The sequence below is a fragment of the Acetobacter malorum genome (assembly GCF_001580615.1).
GTDB lineage: Bacteria > Pseudomonadota > Alphaproteobacteria > Acetobacterales > Acetobacteraceae > Acetobacter > Acetobacter malorum.
Genome location: NZ_LHZC01000024.1, coordinates 1 through 20,391 on the forward strand (window position 1 = coordinate 1; position 20,391 = coordinate 20,391).

12 protein-coding genes are annotated in these 20,391 nt (G+C 51.0%); 4 read left to right on the forward strand and 8 right to left on the reverse strand.

The window, feature by feature from the left end; genetic code table 11:
• On the forward strand, positions 1–451 hold a 451-nt coding region (locus tag AD930_RS18025; RefSeq protein WP_061504729.1), incomplete at its 5' end, for a hypothetical protein.
• 8 nt (positions 452–459) lie between these two features.
• Here the strand turns inward: AD930_RS18025 and AD930_RS00525 are convergent.
• From AD930_RS00525 to AD930_RS00535, 3 genes are all read right to left on the reverse strand, one after another.
• Positions 460–918 (reverse strand): hypothetical protein, encoded by a 459-nt coding sequence (locus tag AD930_RS00525; protein WP_156476784.1) that lies wholly within the window; start codon positions 916–918, stop codon positions 460–462.
• Positions 919–1,001: 83 nt separating this feature from the next.
• Positions 1,002–1,754, reverse strand: coding sequence for an HAD family hydrolase (locus tag AD930_RS00530; RefSeq protein ID WP_061504731.1), 753 nt, complete (start codon positions 1,752–1,754; stop codon positions 1,002–1,004).
• A gap of 13 nt (positions 1,755–1,767) precedes the next feature.
• Positions 1,768–2,592: a hypothetical protein gene (locus AD930_RS00535; protein ID WP_061504732.1), complete on the reverse strand. Its 825-nt coding sequence runs from the start codon at positions 2,590–2,592 to the stop codon at positions 1,768–1,770.
• A 459-nt stretch (positions 2,593–3,051) separates the two neighbouring features.
• Between AD930_RS00535 and AD930_RS00540 the strand changes: the two genes are divergently transcribed.
• Positions 3,052–6,696 carry a hypothetical protein gene (locus tag AD930_RS00540; protein WP_061504733.1) on the forward strand — a complete coding sequence of 1,215 codons (3,645 nt, stop codon included), beginning with the start codon at positions 3,052–3,054 and terminating at the stop codon, positions 6,694–6,696.
• 286 nt (positions 6,697–6,982) lie between these two features.
• On the opposite strand, the gene AD930_RS00545 is transcribed toward AD930_RS00540, so the two are convergent.
• Positions 6,983–7,537 (reverse strand): hypothetical protein, encoded by a 555-nt coding sequence (locus AD930_RS00545; RefSeq protein WP_061504734.1) that lies wholly within the window; start codon positions 7,535–7,537, stop codon positions 6,983–6,985.
• Positions 7,538–7,825: 288 nt separating this feature from the next.
• Between AD930_RS00545 and AD930_RS00550 the strand changes: the two genes are divergently transcribed.
• On the forward strand, positions 7,826–8,641 hold the full coding sequence (locus AD930_RS00550) for a response regulator transcription factor (protein ID WP_061504735.1): 816 nt from the start codon (positions 7,826–7,828) through the stop codon (positions 8,639–8,641).
• Between the two features lie 15 nt (positions 8,642–8,656).
• Here AD930_RS00550 and dnaE read toward each other — a convergent pair whose 3' ends face one another.
• Positions 8,657–12,346: a DNA polymerase III subunit alpha gene (dnaE, locus tag AD930_RS00555; protein WP_082781587.1), complete on the reverse strand. Its 3,690-nt coding sequence runs from the start codon at positions 12,344–12,346 to the stop codon at positions 8,657–8,659.
• A 676-nt stretch (positions 12,347–13,022) separates the two neighbouring features.
• Between dnaE and AD930_RS00560 the strand changes: the two genes are divergently transcribed.
• Positions 13,023–15,047, forward strand: a complete 2,025-nt coding sequence (locus AD930_RS00560) for an ATP-dependent helicase (RefSeq protein WP_082781588.1) — start codon at positions 13,023–13,025, stop codon at positions 15,045–15,047.
• 127 nt (positions 15,048–15,174) lie between these two features.
• Here AD930_RS00560 and AD930_RS00565 read toward each other — a convergent pair whose 3' ends face one another.
• The 3 genes from AD930_RS00565 to AD930_RS00575 all read right to left on the reverse strand — a co-directional run.
• Positions 15,175–16,617, reverse strand: coding sequence for a hypothetical protein (locus AD930_RS00565; protein ID WP_061504738.1), 1,443 nt, complete (start codon positions 16,615–16,617; stop codon positions 15,175–15,177).
• 335 nt (positions 16,618–16,952) lie between these two features.
• Entirely contained in the window at positions 16,953–18,689 is a 1,737-nt protein-coding gene (locus AD930_RS00570; protein ID WP_061504739.1) for a toprim domain-containing protein, read from the reverse strand.
• 56 nt (positions 18,690–18,745) lie between these two features.
• Positions 18,746–20,391: hypothetical protein (locus AD930_RS00575; RefSeq protein ID WP_208598536.1), on the reverse strand; the 1,646-nt coding region annotated here is incomplete at its 5' end.

Genomic DNA, 20,391 nt, shown 5'->3' on the forward strand with positions numbered 1-20,391 from the left:
CGAAGAGACGCTCGGCGAGATCTTGCATGAGGCGGGCCACATTGCCACGATACCTTCATTCCTTCGTCCGCTCATAGATGGGGACGTTGAGAGTCCGGAGATCCTGGCTGCAGCCGAAGAATATTGTCTTAAAGCTAGAGTAATGTCCTTTGACCCGGACACTGATCCGACTGTCAGAGCAATCATTCAGGCGGATGATGTCTCGGCAACAGCGTGGAGCTATGCGGCAGCAATAGCTGCAGAAGTCCCTCCTGAGCTTCTTATCGCCGGTCCCTCTGCCTTCGGAGGTCAGGACTCTGAAAGCGCTGAAGCCGTTCTCATAGGCCTCAAAACTGGGCACTATATTGGGATTAACAGCCTGGCGGCCAGCAAAATGACCTTTACCAAGGGGTGGGCCAGGTGCCTAGGCGCTCAACCCTTCCCACATATGCAGAGGTGGCTTCAGATTTAATACCCGTCTTATCGACAGGAAATTACTTCGGCTGATGGGAACTTCTGTGCTGCGCGGAGGCATTCTCGGACAAACCCCAGAAGCGCATCATGAGATCCCCATTTGTTATCGGGGCTGAACTGCAACAGTCTCTCCTTCTCAAGAATCAGAGTGACAAGACCATTTTCCAGTTTCGGTATCAGATCGCTGGCAGTTGAAACTCCGATCTCTTCAGGCCGCCACAATGCTTCATACAGCTCCGCTTCCTGAGCCATCTCGACCAGATTGTGCGTGATGTTGAGGCTGAACACCGTCCCATCATCTTCGCACACCTCATATAAGCTAGGATCAAGATTTGGGAGGCGGCGATCCCACTCCTCGCGTGTAATCTGCTGCGTAACACCCTCATCTCTCAGGAAGATGCCGGTGCGTTCTTCCTTTGGCAGTTTCGCAAATTCAGGCATCCGAAAATATACATCGAGACTCAAAATTATCTCCTGTCAAAAATACACTGTATCTTAGAGTAATCATACCATAACAAAAAACTTTTAGAAATATGTTGGAAAATTCATCAGAGCAATCTATACGCTTCCTCAGCATGTAGGGCCTCTGCTCTGAGGAGTCCTCCGTCATATTTGTCCGCCATCGCGGGAGAAATCTGCAAAAGGAAAGAGTGGACCTCACACCTCAAATCGTCCCATGAGGATGTATACAGCTCTGATAGCAGGTGTTCGTCCATATCTTCGTACAGCGTGCCGTGCATGCTTTTGTGCCATACAGCGCGAATGCCTGCCTCTCTCGCTTCGGTCACGTTTTTGTGGAGATCGTCGATGAAAAGGCTTCGATCTGCTGGAAATTGGGAGAGCACCTCTTTTTTGGACGCTCCCAGCGGAAGCACATGAAGCGGCCACTCATCACGCCAAAAGACCTGCCGCCGCAGGCAATATCTCCGACTTGCTTCAGCCTCCGCGCCTCCACATGCTGTGACAGCATGAATTTTAAGGCCTGCCTCATTTGCATCTTCAAGGAAATCCGCGGCGCCATTGAAAGATTTAATCTCCCTGAAGCCTTCTGATTTGCTGAACTCTTCCACGAGATGGATCAATTTCCGTTCCCGCAATGTTCGGTGATGTGAGAAGTATCCAGCGAGGTTAAAGGCCCGGATCTCCTCCGGCAGGACTGAAGAGCGAATTCGATGCGCATCCTTTGCCCAGGCCATGAAGGCCGAGACCCAATCAAGGATAACGCCATCAATATCAAAAATGAGGTGACAGTCTTTGTCTGCTTCAGACGTGGCTGCAATACTATTCAGGGGCTTGAGCATCGAGATATCCCTCTCATGTAGCGCGCTGAGATCTGTTCGGAGGTGGCTCCGCAAAGAAAGGTCCAACCTTTTCGAGATCCTGAATGATCTTTGTTCCGTGCTTTTCTTCCATTTTCCGAACACGTTTGACAAATTTCGACTTCGGCTTTTCACCAGGGGCTATCCAGAAAGTTTCCGCTCCACTTCCTGGGGGGAGACGCAACTCCCTCTTGTCCCACACAAGCGCCATAGTTCCGGCCATACTCCCCTTGGCGGCAAGCCAACTCTCATAATCTGCTGCCTCCTCTGGCCAAAGCCCCTCCTGACTTTCAACAAAGGTGGGGCGTTCAGAAAATACATATATTCGGGAGGGTGGGGTCTCGTAGTATATAGAGCAAAACCGCATAGCTCCCTCAAGGAATGAAAGCTTCACGATAAAAATTAGCTTTCCATCAGCGATTTTCACTGCATGACCAATGAATTTCGTGCCGATATTATACGGCGGATTTGTCATGATGTCATGCGACCACGCAGTGGACTCAAGGAAATTTCTTCCACTGTCTCCATAGCCATGGTCATGAAGGTCTGTCGCGAGAGTGGAATACCCTAAAAGACGTAATTCTCTATCTACATCGCCGCGGCCGCAGGCGCATTCCCATACCGGCCCTTCAAATTGTTCGCGGGCAAGGATGGATCTGGATACCCAGGGATGCGTCCTGTAAAGGTCAGCTTTTCCCGCCTCTTTGTCTTTCTCGTCGTGCTTTCTGAACGATCCGAATTGTCGCCGAGACTGCTCCTCTTCAGGCTTTGGCGGAATATGAGACAACACAAGCCCAGTATCCTCGATATGGGTTTCCATTCTACGTCCGATCGTATTTTATCCTTGTTGCTGACTTTAAAACACCCAATCAAGGATTAAGTCAACATCTATTCCTTGCCACTTTGCGATTTTTTCTAATTAATACTGAATCCGTATTTATGTTTGAATCATTTTCCTGCCATATTAGTAAATATCTGAGTCATCAACTGCTCTGATTATTTGAATCATACTTCGGAGGGTGAATTACCTATTCTCCGGCACTATCATTGCTGGTCCTATGCGTTGAAATAACGATACTGCAGGTATATCTGCAATGTGCGCTAAAGGCATTTTCCTGCTATGAACAGAGTAGAAAAAAATTCTGGGCTCAGTTCATATTCCAAAGGATGGGCGACATCGGCTGTTCGCAAAGGAGCGCGCCCACTCCCGGTCTCCGAAAAGTCCATATTCGACCACGCTCATAAATTGTCTAACGCGTACAGGAACCCGACCAAGGCTATGTCTCTCAGTCTCCCGGAAATAAAGGTTACTCCCCTCCCCCCTCCGCACTGGCAGGAGGATCTGGTTCTGGCAGACAAGGAGAAAAAATTTCAGGTCCCCTATCACCCTCTGTCGCAAGGCCAGCGAACTGACGCGATGCTTCCAAGGTCCATCGCATCAGAACTGTACGAGGCTCTGAGTGAACTGAAGAGAAGAGTTGGTGATGTCGATGCCTGGATGTCAGATCGCCTTCAGTGGGCACCAGAGAAGCTCTATAGGGTCCTTTCAGCGGAGCAGATAGATACTGCGGCACTGGCCATATTGGCTGCAGACGATGCTGCTGAAGCCAAGGCTCGCGGGGAGGAGCCTAATGCCGGAGGCGTCATCGTCGCCTCTATGACAGGTTTCGGGAAAGGGCGCGTGCTCGCCGCGACATGCCTTGCTGCAGTTCTGCGCGGTCGCAACGTCGTCTTCATGACGCTTCAGGAAAATCTTTTCAGTGACTTCTGGCGGGATATTAGAGGTATCGAGAGTGAAGAGTTATTCGGACGCCCCCTTCTGATCAATGAAGGCGCAACGATCGTTGACGTCGAAGATCCGGATACCCCTGTTCTCGTTGAACCTTATTCCAAGAAATCAGTCACCCAATGCGTACGTGATAAGCGGCTGCCGGACGGCTGCAGGCTGGTCATGCTTACCCACAGTCAGGTAAACAGGCCGGGAATACCAAGGGCTGCGTTTCTGGAGGCTATATCCGAAAACGCCCATCTGGCTCTGGACGAGGCACATAAAGCTGCCGGCGAAAGTAACACGCGATACAATATCGACCTCGCCAGGTCTCGGGCGGCCTCCACAACGGAAAGCTCTGCAACATTCGCTGCGGACATATCCAATCTTGGCGCATACACAAGCGTCATGCCGTGGCTTGCGAACATCCCTGGCACAGCCAATCTTCCTCGACATATCCAGATCGCTTTGTCGCAGGCTTCCGTTAAGGAGGCATCTACAGCGGGCGGCATCATTCGCCATGAACTTGATATGGATGGTATCCAAACCAAAATAATCAGGCCATCCGATGAAATTATCGAGAGAAATGAGCGCGTGTCGGATGAACTTGCGCCTATATTATCCCGTCTTGCAATAATGGCCAGACAGGTGAGTAGCATAATAGCCAGTTACAACCTTGAAAATAAAGAACTTCTAAAAAGCATTCCGGACAAAGATAGAAAACAACACAACAAATTCAAGGAAACCTGGACCACTTCACCTTTCGGAAGTCGCCTGTCCTCCTTCCAGAACCAGATCCTTACAGCTCTAAACGTGGATCTCTGCGCCAGCGTCACTCTCGAATCTCTGCGCAATGGGCAAAAACCTATTGCCGTCATCGAGGCGACGATGGAAAGCATTATGAACCAGCTTCGCGCAGGTGAAATCGTCGGGGAAAACGATGACGTTCTCGATCCTGATCCACCAACTATTAAGGCAGCCTTATTCCGCTTTGTAGATGCCGTATCCACAGTTCTTCATAAATACACACCTGATGGTGAAACGGAGAGGGTCAGTGAGCATGTGGACCTTCGCAAAGAGTATGACGGGCTGCAAAAGCAAAGTGACGAAGTGAAAGCACTCGTCTCGCAGATACACGACATGCCCCTTTATCCGATCGATCAGATCCGCGAAATTGTGGAAGCCCACAAGAATGCGGAGGGACGAAATTACGTTGTCGGCGAGGTTTCCGGGCGTTCTTTGCGGATTAATGGTGGTAAATACGAGAAGAATCTCATCAACCGTAACCAGACCGTTGCCCGCTTGAACAACGGTGGGGTTGATGCCGCCATCTTCACCAAAGCTGCAAGCACGGGCCTGTCGGCGCACGATAAGTTCCAGAAATCTGCTCAAGCCCACATGGTATGGGTGTCGCTAATTGGCGACATTCGGGAAAAGCGCCAAATGGAAGGTCGAGTTAATCGACGGGGGCAGCGCACTAAGCCTCTATTCAGTGTTCTGGATACTGGTCTTCCCTACAATACGTTCGTTCTGACAAACGGTGATCGGAAAGAAAACAAACTCGACGCCAATTTAACTGGAGCCGAGACCTCCGGCGTCAGCACTGGGATGACTGATCCTATCGATCTCATTGGGGAGGATGTCGCCAGAGAATTCCTCAACCTCAACCGCCACATTGCTACCGAGATGGGGATTAGCCTCAACATCACCGTAGCGAACTCAGACAAAGAGCTCTACTTCGTCAATAAGCTTTTCCGCCGCCTCCCTCTGGTATCGGTCTCTAAGGCGAGGAGCATCATTACCGCTTTCTTTGCGGGGTATGAGGATAGACTGAAATACTCCATCAATCCCAATCTGGTCCGATCCCTTGAAGGGCAATGGAAACCTGTCAAACGGTTCATCCTCCAGCCTGGGGATGGGTCAGATGACCCCCTCAAAGGCCCAGACGTAACAGCCACAGTCATCTCTAAAACAGTCACCAAAAAACCGCTGAGATCAGATGTGGTCGGCAAGATTGTTAGGGAATCCCGGCAACGCTTACGAAAGACTTATGACCCAAAACCCTATCTTGAGACACTGGAAACGCGGCGCGAGATGATCCTAACCCGCGCCATGGATGGAGAAATACATAAAACGCTGAGAGCGGCTCTCTGCGAAAGACATGAAAACCATGTTCAGGTCATGCAGAGACGCTTGAACCAAGCGGTCAGGTTTCTGCAAGAGATCGTTCCTGGGTGTGGTGTGATGCTCCCGGATGATATGGGGGCGATGCAACCTCACATCATTCTCGACATCAAATACCCCGTAGTAAACAGGGTGAATGTCCTTAGAGACTATCACGTCACCGCTCTTCTGCCAGGCGCCTCTGAGCCCACGATCGTCTCTTTAGACGCTATACTGCGCTATTCCGGGGCACGTTTCCTTAATGAAACCGACACAAGATCCTCACTACTCAATCTGTGCAATGAGGCTCCCCATGGTGAAGTCGAAATTTTCCGCACGATCATAGATGGCAACCTGATGAACGGCATACTGGACGCACATCACCTTGGCCTTGGCGAAGCGGGAACATGGAAAGACATCCATTCCCGGATGAATATGTCTATTATCGTTCCTAGGCCTGCTGAAGTGAGGATCGCCCACACACCGGTCAGAATACCATCACCCGTGGTTGCACTGGAGTTGTTGCGACGACAGGCAGAAATCATCGTTGCTGAATCCCTCGACCCCAAATGCGATGCACTAAAAATACGACGCGTTGGGAATAGCGATTCCGTTGCCGTTGTCTTGCCTGAAAAAGAAAAAAGCCTTCCTGCCTACCTCTCCCCGGTTTTCCGGGATCTTCTCCTTACTCCGGCTACGACAGAAGAATATCAGAAGAAATATCCTCAGAAGCTTGTTTCAGAAACGGGGTTCTTTGCGGGGGATACACGCACCATAGACAGCAAGGATATTCTTAAACTTATTACGTCTCTACAATGCGATAAAAACCTTGTTTTCTATACCAAACCAGAACTAAGAGGATCCGTTGTTTCACTGACAAGAGACTGGCGTGCCAAGATGGCCATTCAAAGTGCAGTGCGACACACCCCGGAAGCGAACCACGCCTCAACTCCTGAAGAAATTTATCCTGAATTTTTGCCGGAGGCGCGTTGACACAAGGATAGATTTCTTCTTTAATATCTTTACTCCGTCCTAAGCAGAGCGTCACAACCGGAAAAGACCCGCCCTGTGCGGGTCTTTTTTGTTGCGCGAAGCAAAAAACTCAATAATACTTGAGATTACCCAAAATCAGGAGTGTTTCAGATGCCTTCTACAAGAATCGATGGTGGCACGATCGTTTAAAGTTTGAACGATCACCCAACAAAAAAGGCCCGCACGAAGCGGGCCTTTTCTGTGAACGGCCGCTTACTTAGAGTAAGAGCCGGAAGAGCTGGAGGGATTAGTCCCCGCCTTCCATGCCATTCACTGTTCCAACGCTTACACTTGTAGTGTTGCCGTTGGTGAATGAATGGGACGCGAACAGTGTGAACGTGCTGAGCACACACAAAAGACCACCGATGGCAATGCGGACAATGCCGGGACCAAAAGGCTCGCGCCCCTGCGAGTCAGAGGCGGCGATAATTTTCTTGCCGCCGGCCCAAACAGTAGCCAGCCCCCCAATCAATGCCAGCACGAGGACAGCTTTAGCGGCTGGTCCGCCCTGCTGCACAACATTGTTGGCCATGCCACCAAAGCTTTCTTCATCGACGGCCCACGCGCTCTTCGGCATGAACGCGATGGAGAACAGAAGAAAACCAGCAACATGGGCAAATTTCGCTCCCGCCCCGCCCTGTGTAAGCCGGATTTTGATTTTCACGGCTGTGGTCTTTGCCGCAGACATGGTGGCATGGCAGGCTGCCAGCACGAAGGCGAAGAGAGAGAACAGAGAAAACAGTGAGTTGCGGCGGCCGTCAGCATTGACCGGAACACCACCGATGGTGAGATTGTTTGTCATCACGAGATCCTCAGACAGTTGAGGGGTGCAGGCCTATGGACAGCGCCATTTGAAGTCCCCTTCCCCCAAGCGTAAGAAAAAAAAGTCCGCAACCAAGGATAAAATTTTGCTGGTCAAATTGTCCTTTGCGGTACCTTGCAAATTATTTTTACAAAGCCATGCAAGGCACAAGCTTTCCGTCTCTCAGATGTTTTTTATTCTGGATATGATGTCTTTGACCGTTATCTTTGCCTTCGACACGTTAATGCCAACGCGTTCTTTTTCTGATCTTCGAGAGAAGGGTTTTACATGCGGGTTCTGTGTATCGGCGATAGTGAAAAGAACCTGGATGGAAGTCCGTGTAAGGCTCTGTCTCAAGCCGTGCGTGAGGGCGGCGTATCTCTCCAAATTTCGGGAAGAGAAGGCGCCATTGATACCCTCCGAGATTACCCATTTGATCTTGCGGTTATTCAGCAAACTTCTCCCGACCCCAGAATCATCAAAACTATCCGGGGCAACAGGCTGAACCTCTCGATACTTGTTATCGTGCGCTCTCCTATCCCAGCTAATGTCGCTGAAATTCTAGCGGCCGGTGCAGACGATTGCGTCTGTAATATCATTGAGCCGGTAGAACTCCTTGCACGGATGAAAGCTGTGGTAAGGCGCGCCACAGGAGGAGGGGTTGCCAGCCAGACAATTGTAGTCGGACGAATGAAGGTTTGTGATGATGCCAGAGAGGTCCTCATCGACGGTGAACCTCTTTCTTTAACTCATACCGAGTTCGACATCCTGTCGATGCTTGCTCACAAAAAATCCAATTTGCTGAGCAAGGCCTCAATCGCATCCACGCTCTACGTCGGAAAAGCTCCTCCTCAAAGCAAGACTATCGATGTGATGGTCTGTCGCCTGAGAAGCAAATTGAGAGAGGTCGATATCCAGGACCCCATCAAGACCCACTGGGGAAGCGGATATAGCTTGGTTGAGAGCGCGTTTCACTCTCTGGAGGCTAAGGCCCTTAGCGATCTCTCAGGCCAGACAAAACACTCGGGTTCTGCCAGCATCTCAATACCTCAGACCGGCCGGGGGCAGAACGATACGCCTACGCCAAAGTTATCACTTAGCTGAAGAGCATTTACTGGGCTAATCAACTAAGTCGAGAGAGTCCTGAATATCAATCACGCCCGGCATTGAGCGTATCGCTCCCTCCGTAGCGTTTGACACCGCATACCGACCAGACAGGGATATCGTCTCCCCCTGCCCCTCTTCAGCCCCGGATGCGTCTATATGGATTAAGGACCCGCTCTCGTGGCTGTGTGGGGAAAGGGCCTTCTCGATGCGGCTGATTATATTTTTCAGCCCTATCTGAGTGAGATTATCCCCCTCACCTGCGCTCATGAGTAACGCTGCATCTGGAGGTATTTGGGATGTGTCGACAATTATCGTGAGATCACCACGCACTCCTTCCAGAAAATCACTCGCCGTCCAGGCGGCATTAATAACTTGGCTGGAGGACTCACCATCCCATGTAATTGAAGCCTCTATAACAACTGGAACGCGGGAGGTTTTTGCCCCCTCCAACGTCTTCATGACAGATGCAAGGACTGTAGCAGCCGCGAAGCAGTTAGCTCTGTAAGTGTCACTTTTTTCGCTTAAAGTAGCAGATATATAGTCCGTCCCATTGCGACTTTTGGCGCGCTTTACGTCATCGACCATTACCGCCAGGCGACGACCATTCAATCGCCCCCTGCCGTTGCTCTTCATCCATTCGATGAACGATGCTCTTCTTCTCACCCCACCTTTGATCATTCGTTTGAGGTAGCGATCAAGAGGGTGACGACCAAAATAGAACCCTACCGCTGCGAACTCACGGTCTGCTCGATTTCCCCATTCGGAAATGGTCTGAAGCCGAGCCGGAATGGCCACAGAGGCGTCAACACCTGCTGCCTGAAACATATCACCTGATGCGGCTTTCTTTCTCTCTTTAAGGCCACGGTCTTTCATGAGCCACATCAGGATTTCTTCTGCCTGAGACCTCACCGGCCACAAACTATCGAATCCCCCGCAGGCGACCAATCCAGATATTTGATCGCTCTTACTTCTGTGGCCAATTCGCTCCATAAAGTCGGGAAGATCCTTGAATTCTCCGTTCTTGTCTCGCTCGGCAACCAGATCTCGAATGGCTCCGTTCTCATCTGTGACCCCCTTAACGGCGGCCAGACCAAAACGAACAGCTACCCCTTTGAAGCTCTCCCCATCGAATTCGGGTTGGAACTGTGCGAATGATTTGTTGACATCCGGAGGGAGCATTCGCACCCCAAGCCGGTCTAGCTCATCCTTAACCACAGCCCTCTTTTCAGCCTTGTCATAGTAGCTGATTTGGGCCGACAGAAACTCAGCCGGGTAGTGGAATTTCAGCCATGCCGTAATGTAGCTAATCCAGGCATAGGCGGCAGCGTGGGACTTATTGAAGCCGTAATCGGCAAAGGGTTCAATGTCTTTGAATAGCTGGATAGCAGCTTCCTCCGTCATCCCGCGTGCTATGGCGCCTGGGATTGGAGGTACAGACGTAGTGTCTCCGTAAATGAACGTATGCTTTTGCTTCTCCATTTCTGAAGCAATTTTTTTCCCCATCGCCCTCCGAAGGAGATCCGCACTTCCCAGCGAATAGCCGGCCACCTCCTGCGCAACGGCCATCACCTGCTCTTGATAGACCATAATGCCGTAGGTCTCATCGAGGATTGGTTTACACCTGTCACCGCCCGGTGTTTCGTAGGGAACGCCTTCTTTCCCGGAGATATATGCCGGAATGTATTTCATAGGGCCAGGTCGGTATAGGGCGACGATCGCAATCAGATCCTCAAGCCTTTCCGGTTTCACCTTCATAAGGCAATCCCGCATTCCTCCCCCTTCAAACTGGAAGACGGCGGATGAATGGCCCTGAGAAAGCATCTCGAAGACGCCCTTATCGTCCCGAGGGATAGCTTGCACGTCGATTTTAACGCCATGCATCTTATCAATATAGGTAATGGCGCGATGGATGATGGTTAGCGTAACAAGACCAAGCAGGTCGAACTTGACCAGTCCTACACCTTCAACGCCTTTCATGTTGTAATCGCACACAAGGAAGCCATTCTGGCCAGAACCTGAATCAAACTGAACAGGTGTAATTTCGGTCAGGGCCTTGTTGCCGATCACTGCGCCTGCGGCATGCGCTCCACGGTTCCTTACAAGACCTTCAATCTTTCCCGCCATGCGGCATAGGATTGGCCCCATGGGATCAGAATTAACTTTCTCACGAAATGTGCTGTCTGCGTTATAAGCGTCCAGGAGCCGCATGCTCTCGGGCTTTTTGTTGGGGTCTAGTGGCAGGACGTCTTTTATAGATTTCATCAGCCCGAAGGCAGCCTGCCCAAACGTTTCGTGAAATAGTACTCGCTGCGCGTCTTGAAGAGCCGTCCGCCCCTTGATCTTCCCGTAGGTCGTGATCATGCCAACCCGCTCTTCTCCATATCTCTGAGCGATATACGAGCGAACTTCTTCCCTGCGATCCTGACAAAAGTCGATGTCAAAATCCGGCATGGATACGCGTTCGGGATTAAGGAAGCGCTCAAATAGAAGTCCGAATTCTAGCGGATTGATATCGGTAATAGTCAAAGCCCAAGCGACTATCGAGCCTGCGCCAGAACCACGTCCTGGGCCAACTGGGATGTCCTGAGATCGTGCCCACTGGATAAAATCGGCGACGATAAGGAAATATCCGGGGAAACCCATCTTGTTGATAATAGAAAGTTCGTAATCCAGTCTGGAGTAATACTTACCCTCTTCCTCTTTCGAGAGGCCGAGCCTTACAAGTCGATCCTGCAGGCCGCCAACAGACTGGTTGCGTAGGTGATCCTCCTCTGTCTCACCTTCAGGCACTGGGAAGGCCGGTAGTGTTGGCTTGTCTTTCTGAACAGCAAAGGCACATCTCTGGGCGATGGAAAGGGTGTTGGCCACCGCTTCTGGAAGATCTGAGAAAAGATCACTCGCCGCGTTTGGCGAGAGAAGGTGTGAAGGAGGAAGGTCGCTTACAAGAGTACCGTCATTGCGCATTCTCACCCTGTCAGAGCTGGATATGGCCCTGAGCATAACCCAAGCATCTCTTCCATCAGGCGTGGCATGCCAAACGTCGACGGTACCAACGATGGGGATCTGGCGACGTTCAACCCCATCGCTACATTTTACAGAACCGGCCACACCGTCCGCGATCTGAAGGAGGGTATCTTCTACCTTTGCCTTCTCCGTGTCAGGGGCCGAATTCCGGGATATCTCAACATAGAGGCGATCCCCGAACAATCGTAACATTTGGTGGGTGACGTAATTGAGGTCACCAGGAGATCTTTTGGCAATGGCAGGCAGGAAGCCATCTAAGCCACCTCCGGTTAGGCATATAATTCCATCAACAGCGTCTCCAAGTTGTTCAATGGGTAGGCCCCCAGAGGAGAATTCAGACCTAGATGCCCGCAGATGTAGTCCATTGAGGTTGGAATAGCCTTGTTCCGAACAGGCCAGGAGAATGATATTTCCCGTAATAGATCCTGGTTTCGGGCTTAACGAAACAGTCAGTTGAATCCCAATAATTGGCTGAATTTTGCAGTCTTTTGCAGCAAGTGAGAAATCGAATGCGCCGTGCATTGAATCTCGGTCTGTGATTGCGACAGCGAGCACACCCATATTGGCCGCAAGCCCCAGCATCTCTTTAGGATAAGATGCGCCTTCAGCCAGACTGTAAGTGGTATGAACGCGGAGGTGAATAAAAGGCGTTGTTTTATGGGGTGTATCGGCAACCACTTTTGTCTCTCAAAATCTATTTCGTGTTCGCTTTGAAATGCATGGATATGTCATGCCATGTCATGGACGCAAAGACCACCAACACAAGGACAGTTTTTGCCCAGAAAGAGGCCCTTATGTCTCGCCTTTCGCGCGATTTGTAGTCTAATTCAGCGCGATATGTAGTCTAAATGACTTTTGGTAATGTGGTTTAACCTACTGATAAATAAGGGAAAATGTGATCTTTTCCACAGCAGGTGAGATGCCTCCTCTTTTAGACTACAAAAAATCGAAATTTAATGTGTTTTTAGAGGTAAAGTTCCGCGCGATTTGTAGTCCAAGACGGCTCTAGGGTGGGTAAACCTTAGCGCGATTTGTAGTCTAATTCAGCGCGATATGTAGTCTAAGAGGCCAATAACCCACTGAAAACAAAGAAAAAAAATCGCCCGAATATATGAATATAATAGTGAGTGGTGCCTCGGCCACGAAATTGCGATTTGGTTTAAGTGCGCCTTGACCGGGACCCCTTCCAATAACTATGTGCTGTGAACGACTGCTTATCGGATAAGAATTTTTGCGCTGAAAGGATAAGGATCACGCATGCCAAGGTTAGTGATGATAATCCTTGCTACAACACTTGCCTGAAAGCTGACCGCCCTTCCCTCCCTCATTCCTTTAACCTTTTAGATAATTTGCGATGAATGAATTTCTCACTCTATTAGACCCCGATCAAAAAAAGGCCGCTGAATCAGTCGCGGGACTTCTCGTCGTAAGAGCCGGGGCTGGTTGTGGCAAAACAAGATGTCTAGCCAGCCGTGCTGCGGTCATTTTATCGCGTAATGCGATTCCCTCGTCTGTCGTGGCCTGCACGTTCACCAGAGAGGCGTCTGCCTCCTTGAGAGAGCAGATAATCGCCACAGGAGCGTCTGGCGTTAACGAGATGAGGTTTGGAACCCTGCACTCACTTGCTGCCAGCTATCTCAGGAAAAACCATACCCTCGCCGGCTTAAAAAAGGGCTGGACGATACTTTCAGACGACGAGTCCGAGAATATCCTCAAAGAAGTTATCGATATCGTCAGCCCTGAAGAGGATAAAAGGCTGAGAATGTCACAACATGGAAAATTCCGGAGAGTAAGAGAGGAAATTGCCCGTCTTAAGGAAAATGGCATTGGTATTCATGAGGCGGCATCAAATTTAGCCTCTCAGCACAGGACGATTACGCCGGTAATATTTGAGGCCTATAAAGAATACGAAATTTCAAAGTATCGTATGAACAGCCTGGATTTCGGCGATCTTGCCATCAGGGCCGTCCGAGCAATGCGAAAAAATCCAGAAACTGTATATCAGTTTAATATATGCCATCTACTTGTCGACGAATGGCAGGATACAAACAAAGCTCAACTCGATCTCGTGAACATGTTTGTAGATGCCGGCTCCACGCTATCTGTGGTCGGAGATGATGATCAGTCTCTTTATGCTTTCAGAGGAGCTTTGCCGCATTTAATGGAAGAGACCCCTTCCCTCTTCCCAAAACTATCTTCTGTCGCGGGCGTGGAGGTAGTAACCCTGCAAACCAACCGCCGCTCTGCTTCTTCCATTCTCGACTTGGCGTGTGTGGTCGCTAATCAGAACCCAAGGAGTCAAAAGAAGACGCTGATCGGCCATATTGGTGTTCCCGGTGTTATTGAGGCTAAAGCTTTCGTAAGTGACCGTGCTGAGGGCCAATGGATTGCAGGAGAAGTCAAAAAAATAGTTGCAGGCGGTACGCCACACGGTCAGGTTGCCATCCTTAGCCGAAACAGGATTACACTCAAAAACGTCGAAAAGGCGCTTATTTCAGACAACATTCCTCACCTTTGGCGAGGCAACTGCTCTCTAATAAGACGATCAGTTTCTGCCGATGTAATGAGTTACTTGAAATTGGCCATCAACCCCCATTTGGATATCGCGTTCCGAAGGATTGCAGGACGCCCGTCACGTGGACTGGGGCCGAGCTCTGTGCTCTCAATTAGTCAATATATGGCGGACACGGATAGCACCCTGTATGAAGCTCTTTCGTGGTTCATAGAAGCTGAAGGCACATCTGCCAGAGCTCAGGCCGGCGCGAGATCATTGGCAACCCACATAGCCTGGCTGGAAAACGCCGTAAGCGAGGATCTCCCCCCAAGGGAGATTGTTGAATATGTCATTTCTTCCAAGGGCGTGAACTATAAAGAATGGATACGATCGCGCAAAGGTAAAGGGGAAGGTGATGATTCTCTTGTTGTCCTTGCTGATTTTTGCGACCTGATATCGATGCAGGATGATCTTCAAGAATTCCTAATCATGGCCGAACTGTCTGCGAATGCAGATGAAGATTCCGAAAATGGTCGGGTCCATATGGGGACCTTGCATGGATGCAAGGGTCTCGAATGGGATCACGTTTTTATAACAGGAATGGAAGCAAACAATTTTCCATCGCCTAATGCATCAAAACATTTAAGACGGTGGTCACCGTTTGATACGAGGGATTCCTCGACTGTCTTTGAGGAGCGGCGTCTCTTGCATGTTGGGATTACACGGGCAAGGAAGGGAATAGTCTTAAGCTATACAAGGGGGCGGCGTCCATTTGGTAAAATGGTTATGTCCCCAGAGTCATCTTTTTTCAAAGAATGTGGACTGCATCTGCCCGAACTACCTCCGGTAAACAGGGCTTCTGATCAATCTCCCTCAGTAGAATAAAATGGTGTCTCCCATCCGTGTTCTCACTGAGAACTCCGGGCATACGGTTTCCGTGTTCTCAGTGAGAACACAGATGGGGCGAGCAATTTCTCGCCCGCCCCTTTATCACCAATCCAGATCTGGATGATCAAGCGTGGCTGTTAAGCGCGATCATAAGCGTGTTGGAACCGTATTGTTGTGTGAAGTTGGCCCCATTGAGGCTGGTCAGGAGATCAACGCCACCGTCATGGACCCCGTGCAGAACGATCTTGCCGGGATTACCGTCTTCTGAGATGTAGGCCGTGCTATTGTCGCCGGCATACGTCACAGAGAGATCATCAAGGGCCTTCAGGTTTGTCGCCAGAAGCATCCCGTTGCTCGGGGTAAACCCAGAGATGTCGGCATTGGTATCGCCCGCCATGTTGACCTGTGTGGCTGTATAGCCCTGGCCATATGTCATGTAGGCATTGCCATGTCCGAGATTGACCGTTGCATTCACATCTGTTTCAGCCTGGTAGTTTACCTGTCCACCGTTCGCGTTAACGAACAGGTTACCACCATTGCTATTCACACCTGTGATGTTGGCGGATGCCTGGTTGTTCAGGGTGATGGAGCCTTGGCCGGCGGTGAGGTAGTCGTAGCCAGCACCGTCGATCGTGAAGTTGGCATGGTCACCTTCCAGCGTGGCACCAATGGTTCCCGTGCTGTTGGTAATCATCCCGGAGCCGGTAAGGCCCAGATTGACATGGGCGCCGCTGACACCGTTGATGCGGAAAGAATCAAAAGTGCCGCTTGCGGTCAGTGTGTTTTTGTCTGCGTCCAACACGCCGCCATTGCCTGTCACGGTCAGGTTCGTATCCTCGGAAATGACCTGCGCTCCGCTGCCTGACAGCGTCAGCCCGACAGTGCCGTAAACAGAATCCAAGGTGGCGCTTCCAGTCACTTCAGCGCTGACATCGGTTTTAAGACCGAGCTGAGAAAGGTTCAGGTTCTGATAGGTGCCAACAATCTTGGCATCAGAATAGCCCTGAGCGGCGAGGGAGCCACCATACGACGTGACAGTCGACGTCGCCTTATCCAGCGTCAGGGACAGCGTATTGCCGGCCTGAATCGCGACATCCTGCTTACCAGCGAAAGTGGGAGCAATGTAAATCGGCGTGCCAAGACTGTTGTTAACGGCCGTCGGGATGTAGCCGAGCGACTGGTATTCTGCAGGGATATCGGAAGGTGTTACAGCGGTGTTGTCCAGGATGATCTGGCCGGACGTTGCTGCTGCGGTTGAAACGGAGCCACTAACCCCCGCGATACCTGTATCAACGGCAGAACCCGTGGAGGCTGTTGAGGCGACCTGATCAGGTGTCAGGTAAACCGCACCGGATCTTTCCACAATGCTTTTAAGCTCAGCGCCAAGCCCGAACTTTTCGACAACCACAGCAATTGCGTTATCGGAAGGGGTCAAAGACGTATTGCCCTTGAGGCCGATCTCTTCCAGGGCAGCTTGGGTGAGGGCGTCCTGCTCAAAATTCTGCTGCATCTGTGCTGTCAGGTTCGGAATGATGGCGCCCCAGCCAGTATCAAGATTTGCTTGCATCGTCTCTTCCTCTTGGGCGGAGCTAAGCCGGCCCTGGTGAAAAAAAATCCCGCAACATGCCGTAGGTATCATTTTGACATATCTGCGCGTTGCGGGGTCTCTCCCGCAATCACCAAAGAAGTGACTAATTACTACATAAAGATTACGAAGCTCTGATTTTTTTTAGTTGTTTCGTGAAAACAAGCATTTAGGCGTTGATACTTGCATAAATTTTTAGCGGCTCACGCCTATGACGGGGTTCCCAGCCGAAAATAGCTTCAGCCCTGATACAAAACAGGCTCCGGACCTAAGAGGTCCGAAGCCCGAAATTAATGCGGCAGTCTGGTTTTATTTCTTTACAGGCTTAGCCCTAGCACCGAAGGAGTGTCCTTTTCGCTAGGATAGTCTGGGAGGCTTGATGGCATGCCTGATGATGTTATCGGTGCGACCCCCTTTGTCCTGCGTGTTAGTGCAGCAGTGTCCTCTTTAGAGGTTAGGGACTGAACCTTATCTGCCTCCCCTCTAAAGTCCTCAGAGGCCTGTACGGGATGCCTGGCGACCGTAGCGCGCATCTTATCAGCCATATCCAATGGGAGATCTCTGAGTATCTTGGCGACACTTGTCTGCCAGGGTGTTCGTCCGGGTTTTTTGAATAGGTCTGGAGTGACGGTCTCGCAAGCCTTTTCAATCTGTGCTGATAGATGCGGTCTCAATAGGCCTTCCGGGCTTCTTTTTATCCAATCAAGCCCTTTCGTCGTTAGGCTTAAATCGTCTCCCGCCAGGCCCTTTGATAAGAAAGATTCAATGTGCGCACCCCAAGTGGAAGGCTTTCCAAGGTCGTAATTCAAGGCCACCTCAAGAAGCACAACATCTGCCCGTCTATGATAAATTTCAGAGTGAACCCAGCGTTTTTGTCCGGGTATGGTGTTTCCCAGATCCCTCGACCATTCCAAAGAGCCGATAGCTCGCGCTGCAGGTGCTGGAATACCTTTTCCCAAAAGGTATTTTTCAACAAGTTCGCCCTTCGCCTTCTGATATTTATGCCTCATGGATGCGCGGGCTATACTGCGTGCAATGAGAGCACGCGTACCTTCCTCCGTGCTCATTTTCGTGGGGTCCAAGGCAAGATTGATGTCACCAATGGGGTAGGGTGAGTCGTGAGTGTCCGACTGTTTTTTTGTGGTCAGTAGAGTTATGTCTGCTCGGCGCCCGGCTTTTGCCATTGCTGACTTCATTTTAAGAGCCGCTGCCCGTGACACTCCATTAGATGATGAACGAGGGTAGGATAGTCTTGCCGCCTCGTATGACGCCTGCATAGCTTGCGCTGTTTGGGAGGGAGTTAGCCCGAGAGTCTCGGCCGCCTCGATCATGATGTTACCCATATGTGAGGGCTTGAAAGTTTTTTCCAGCGTTGCGAACGGCGATAGAGCAGGGAGGTCTAGCGTTATTATTTTTCGCGCTGTTTCTTCTGAAATATCGCCCTTAACAGGTGCCTGAGCAATCCACGGTGATCCGCCATCGCTTGCTGGAGCTGCAAGGCGTATGGTGAGTGTGGTTGGTCGCTCAGCATCAATCATTCCTAAAACAGCAGTTCCGATGCGCCCCACGGGGACACCGCGGTCCGAAAAGGCGGAGCCAATAAGCCAGTCAATAATCCTCCTCGTTCTGCCCGGCACTGCATCTGCTTGGTCCACTGGCTTTTGAGTGAGAATGGCTTCCTTGATGCTCCCGACGTCCATGCCTTTGAGGGGGACTCTGACAATATCTGTTGTAAGATCTTTGATAAGTTCTGCTACGTCCCAGGCTATGACGTCACCTTCGCTATCTGCGTCTGTCGCAACAATGACTGTTGGGCACAGCCGCACGGCCTGTCTTATCCGAGCAAGAACTTTAATGTCTAAGGGCACCCGGCCGAAATCATTGAAATTCTTGTCGATAACGACTGGTGCTGGCTTGCCCTTTTCCCTTTGAGGATACCGGAAGAGGTGGCCCCCAGTGCAGATGACGAAGGCATCCCGGCCCATAGATTTAAGAGATTGTTCGAGATATCTTCTTTTCCCTGGGGCTTCGATTATCCAGATCTCATTGCTCATGAAACTATTTACTGCCTTGTCTGTGCTTCGGCCACGTTTGACTGTGGCCAAACAGGTTAGGGTTCAGGATGCGTAGCTTGTTCCGCCGATACATCGTGGTCGTTATGATGCTCCAGAGGTTCTGGTGAACGACTATGAGCCTCTGGCCGCTGTTCCAGGCTCGCTGGGGCTGACATATCTCTCATGTAGGAAATCGTCTCCCTCAGGAGATTCGTTCCTGAGTTGGGCGTAATGGAAGGGCCGATATCCGCTGTGGACTTATGAAATCTGCCTAACGCTTCTTCGATTTGCTTGAGATGACCCTCTGGAAGACCAGATTGCTTCAAACCGATGATGGCGTTCCCGATTTCCCGTGAGTGACGGGCTAATTTTTGAGCAAGAAGGTTGGTGCTGGTTGATATCAGCATCAAATCTGGATTTGATTCCAGAATAGCTTTGGCCCTGTCACGAACCTTTTCGAGCGCAGGTAGTGACAGTGAACTGTCATTTGCGGCAGCCATAACCATCTCAGCAGTAATTCTAGGTCCGCCTCTTGTTGAAAGCGCAGTCATGCACTCGCTTACGGCTTCAGCAAGTTTAGGGAATTCCGGGTGCTGGGTGACGGTGACATTTAGGCTTTGAATGCCTTTGCTGAGCGTCTCCGACGTGGACTCATAACTTAGGACGGCATTCCGTAGGCTAGGCGTTACTGCTGCGGAAATGTGCCGAACGTTGCCGATGTCTCTGGTCGTCTGGCTTCCAAGGGTTATAGCCCGCTCAGAAAGTGTTTTTGGATCATCTTTTGATGGGTTCCGTAATGCTGCAGCCGCAGCCATCCGAACACGACTCAGCATGCCAATTTTCGCACCTGCGCGTCGAGAAATCTCTTTCCGTGGCGTGTGCCTTATATCAAGGAACCGCGCACGTTCAGAAGCGGTTATGCCTTTGATTTCTGCTGTTCGGTGGGCCGCAAGAGTCAGATCGAGCACGCCGAGAAACCGTTCCCCTTCGGTCTTGGGCTTGCGAATGGCAGGTTTGTGTACCTGGACGGTATCGAACTGAGGGTTTGCCGGACTCCCCACCGGCGCGGATGTAGCCTCAGGTTGAGGCGGGGTGGAAACTCCCGGTGATTGTGACGTGGTTTCCGGGTCAAGGACTGGCCAGGGCCTGACTTTGCGCTCGTCCTCATTGCAAGCGTAATAGTCAGCTTGTTGGGCCATGAAGTCTGATGCGGACTGTGTCCCGGCTTCAACAGGTGTAATCCTGCCGTCCAGACTCCTGGAGGCCAACCTGCCTGATATGAGACCCATTTGGAGGTAGCCTTTGACCTCATTGCGCTCCATGTCACTGGGATCGATTTCATAGAAGCCCCCGGCATTCCTCCGGTAGGCAACGTAATCCGCAGTTACCTCCCCGTTGGCACCGTGCACGTAAAAGGGCAGGGTGATCTGATCAGGAGCCGGGTGTTGTTCTTCGGGAGATCCCGACGCAGGGAAAGTGCGTGGCTCCTCTGTCGGGGCTGAAGGCGAGGACGGTTCCTCACTCTCCAAGCTCGCGTCTCCAAGAATGGATGCCTCGGGGTCCAGTGCGGATCGTGGCGGCATCTCTCCAGACCGTTCAGCTACGACATCTGGACCCCGCCATACCCATTCTTGGGGTTGTGGCAGGGAACTTTCAATTTCCGCGACTGCCGCAGCAGGTGCTGTGTTCTCAGTGAGAACTC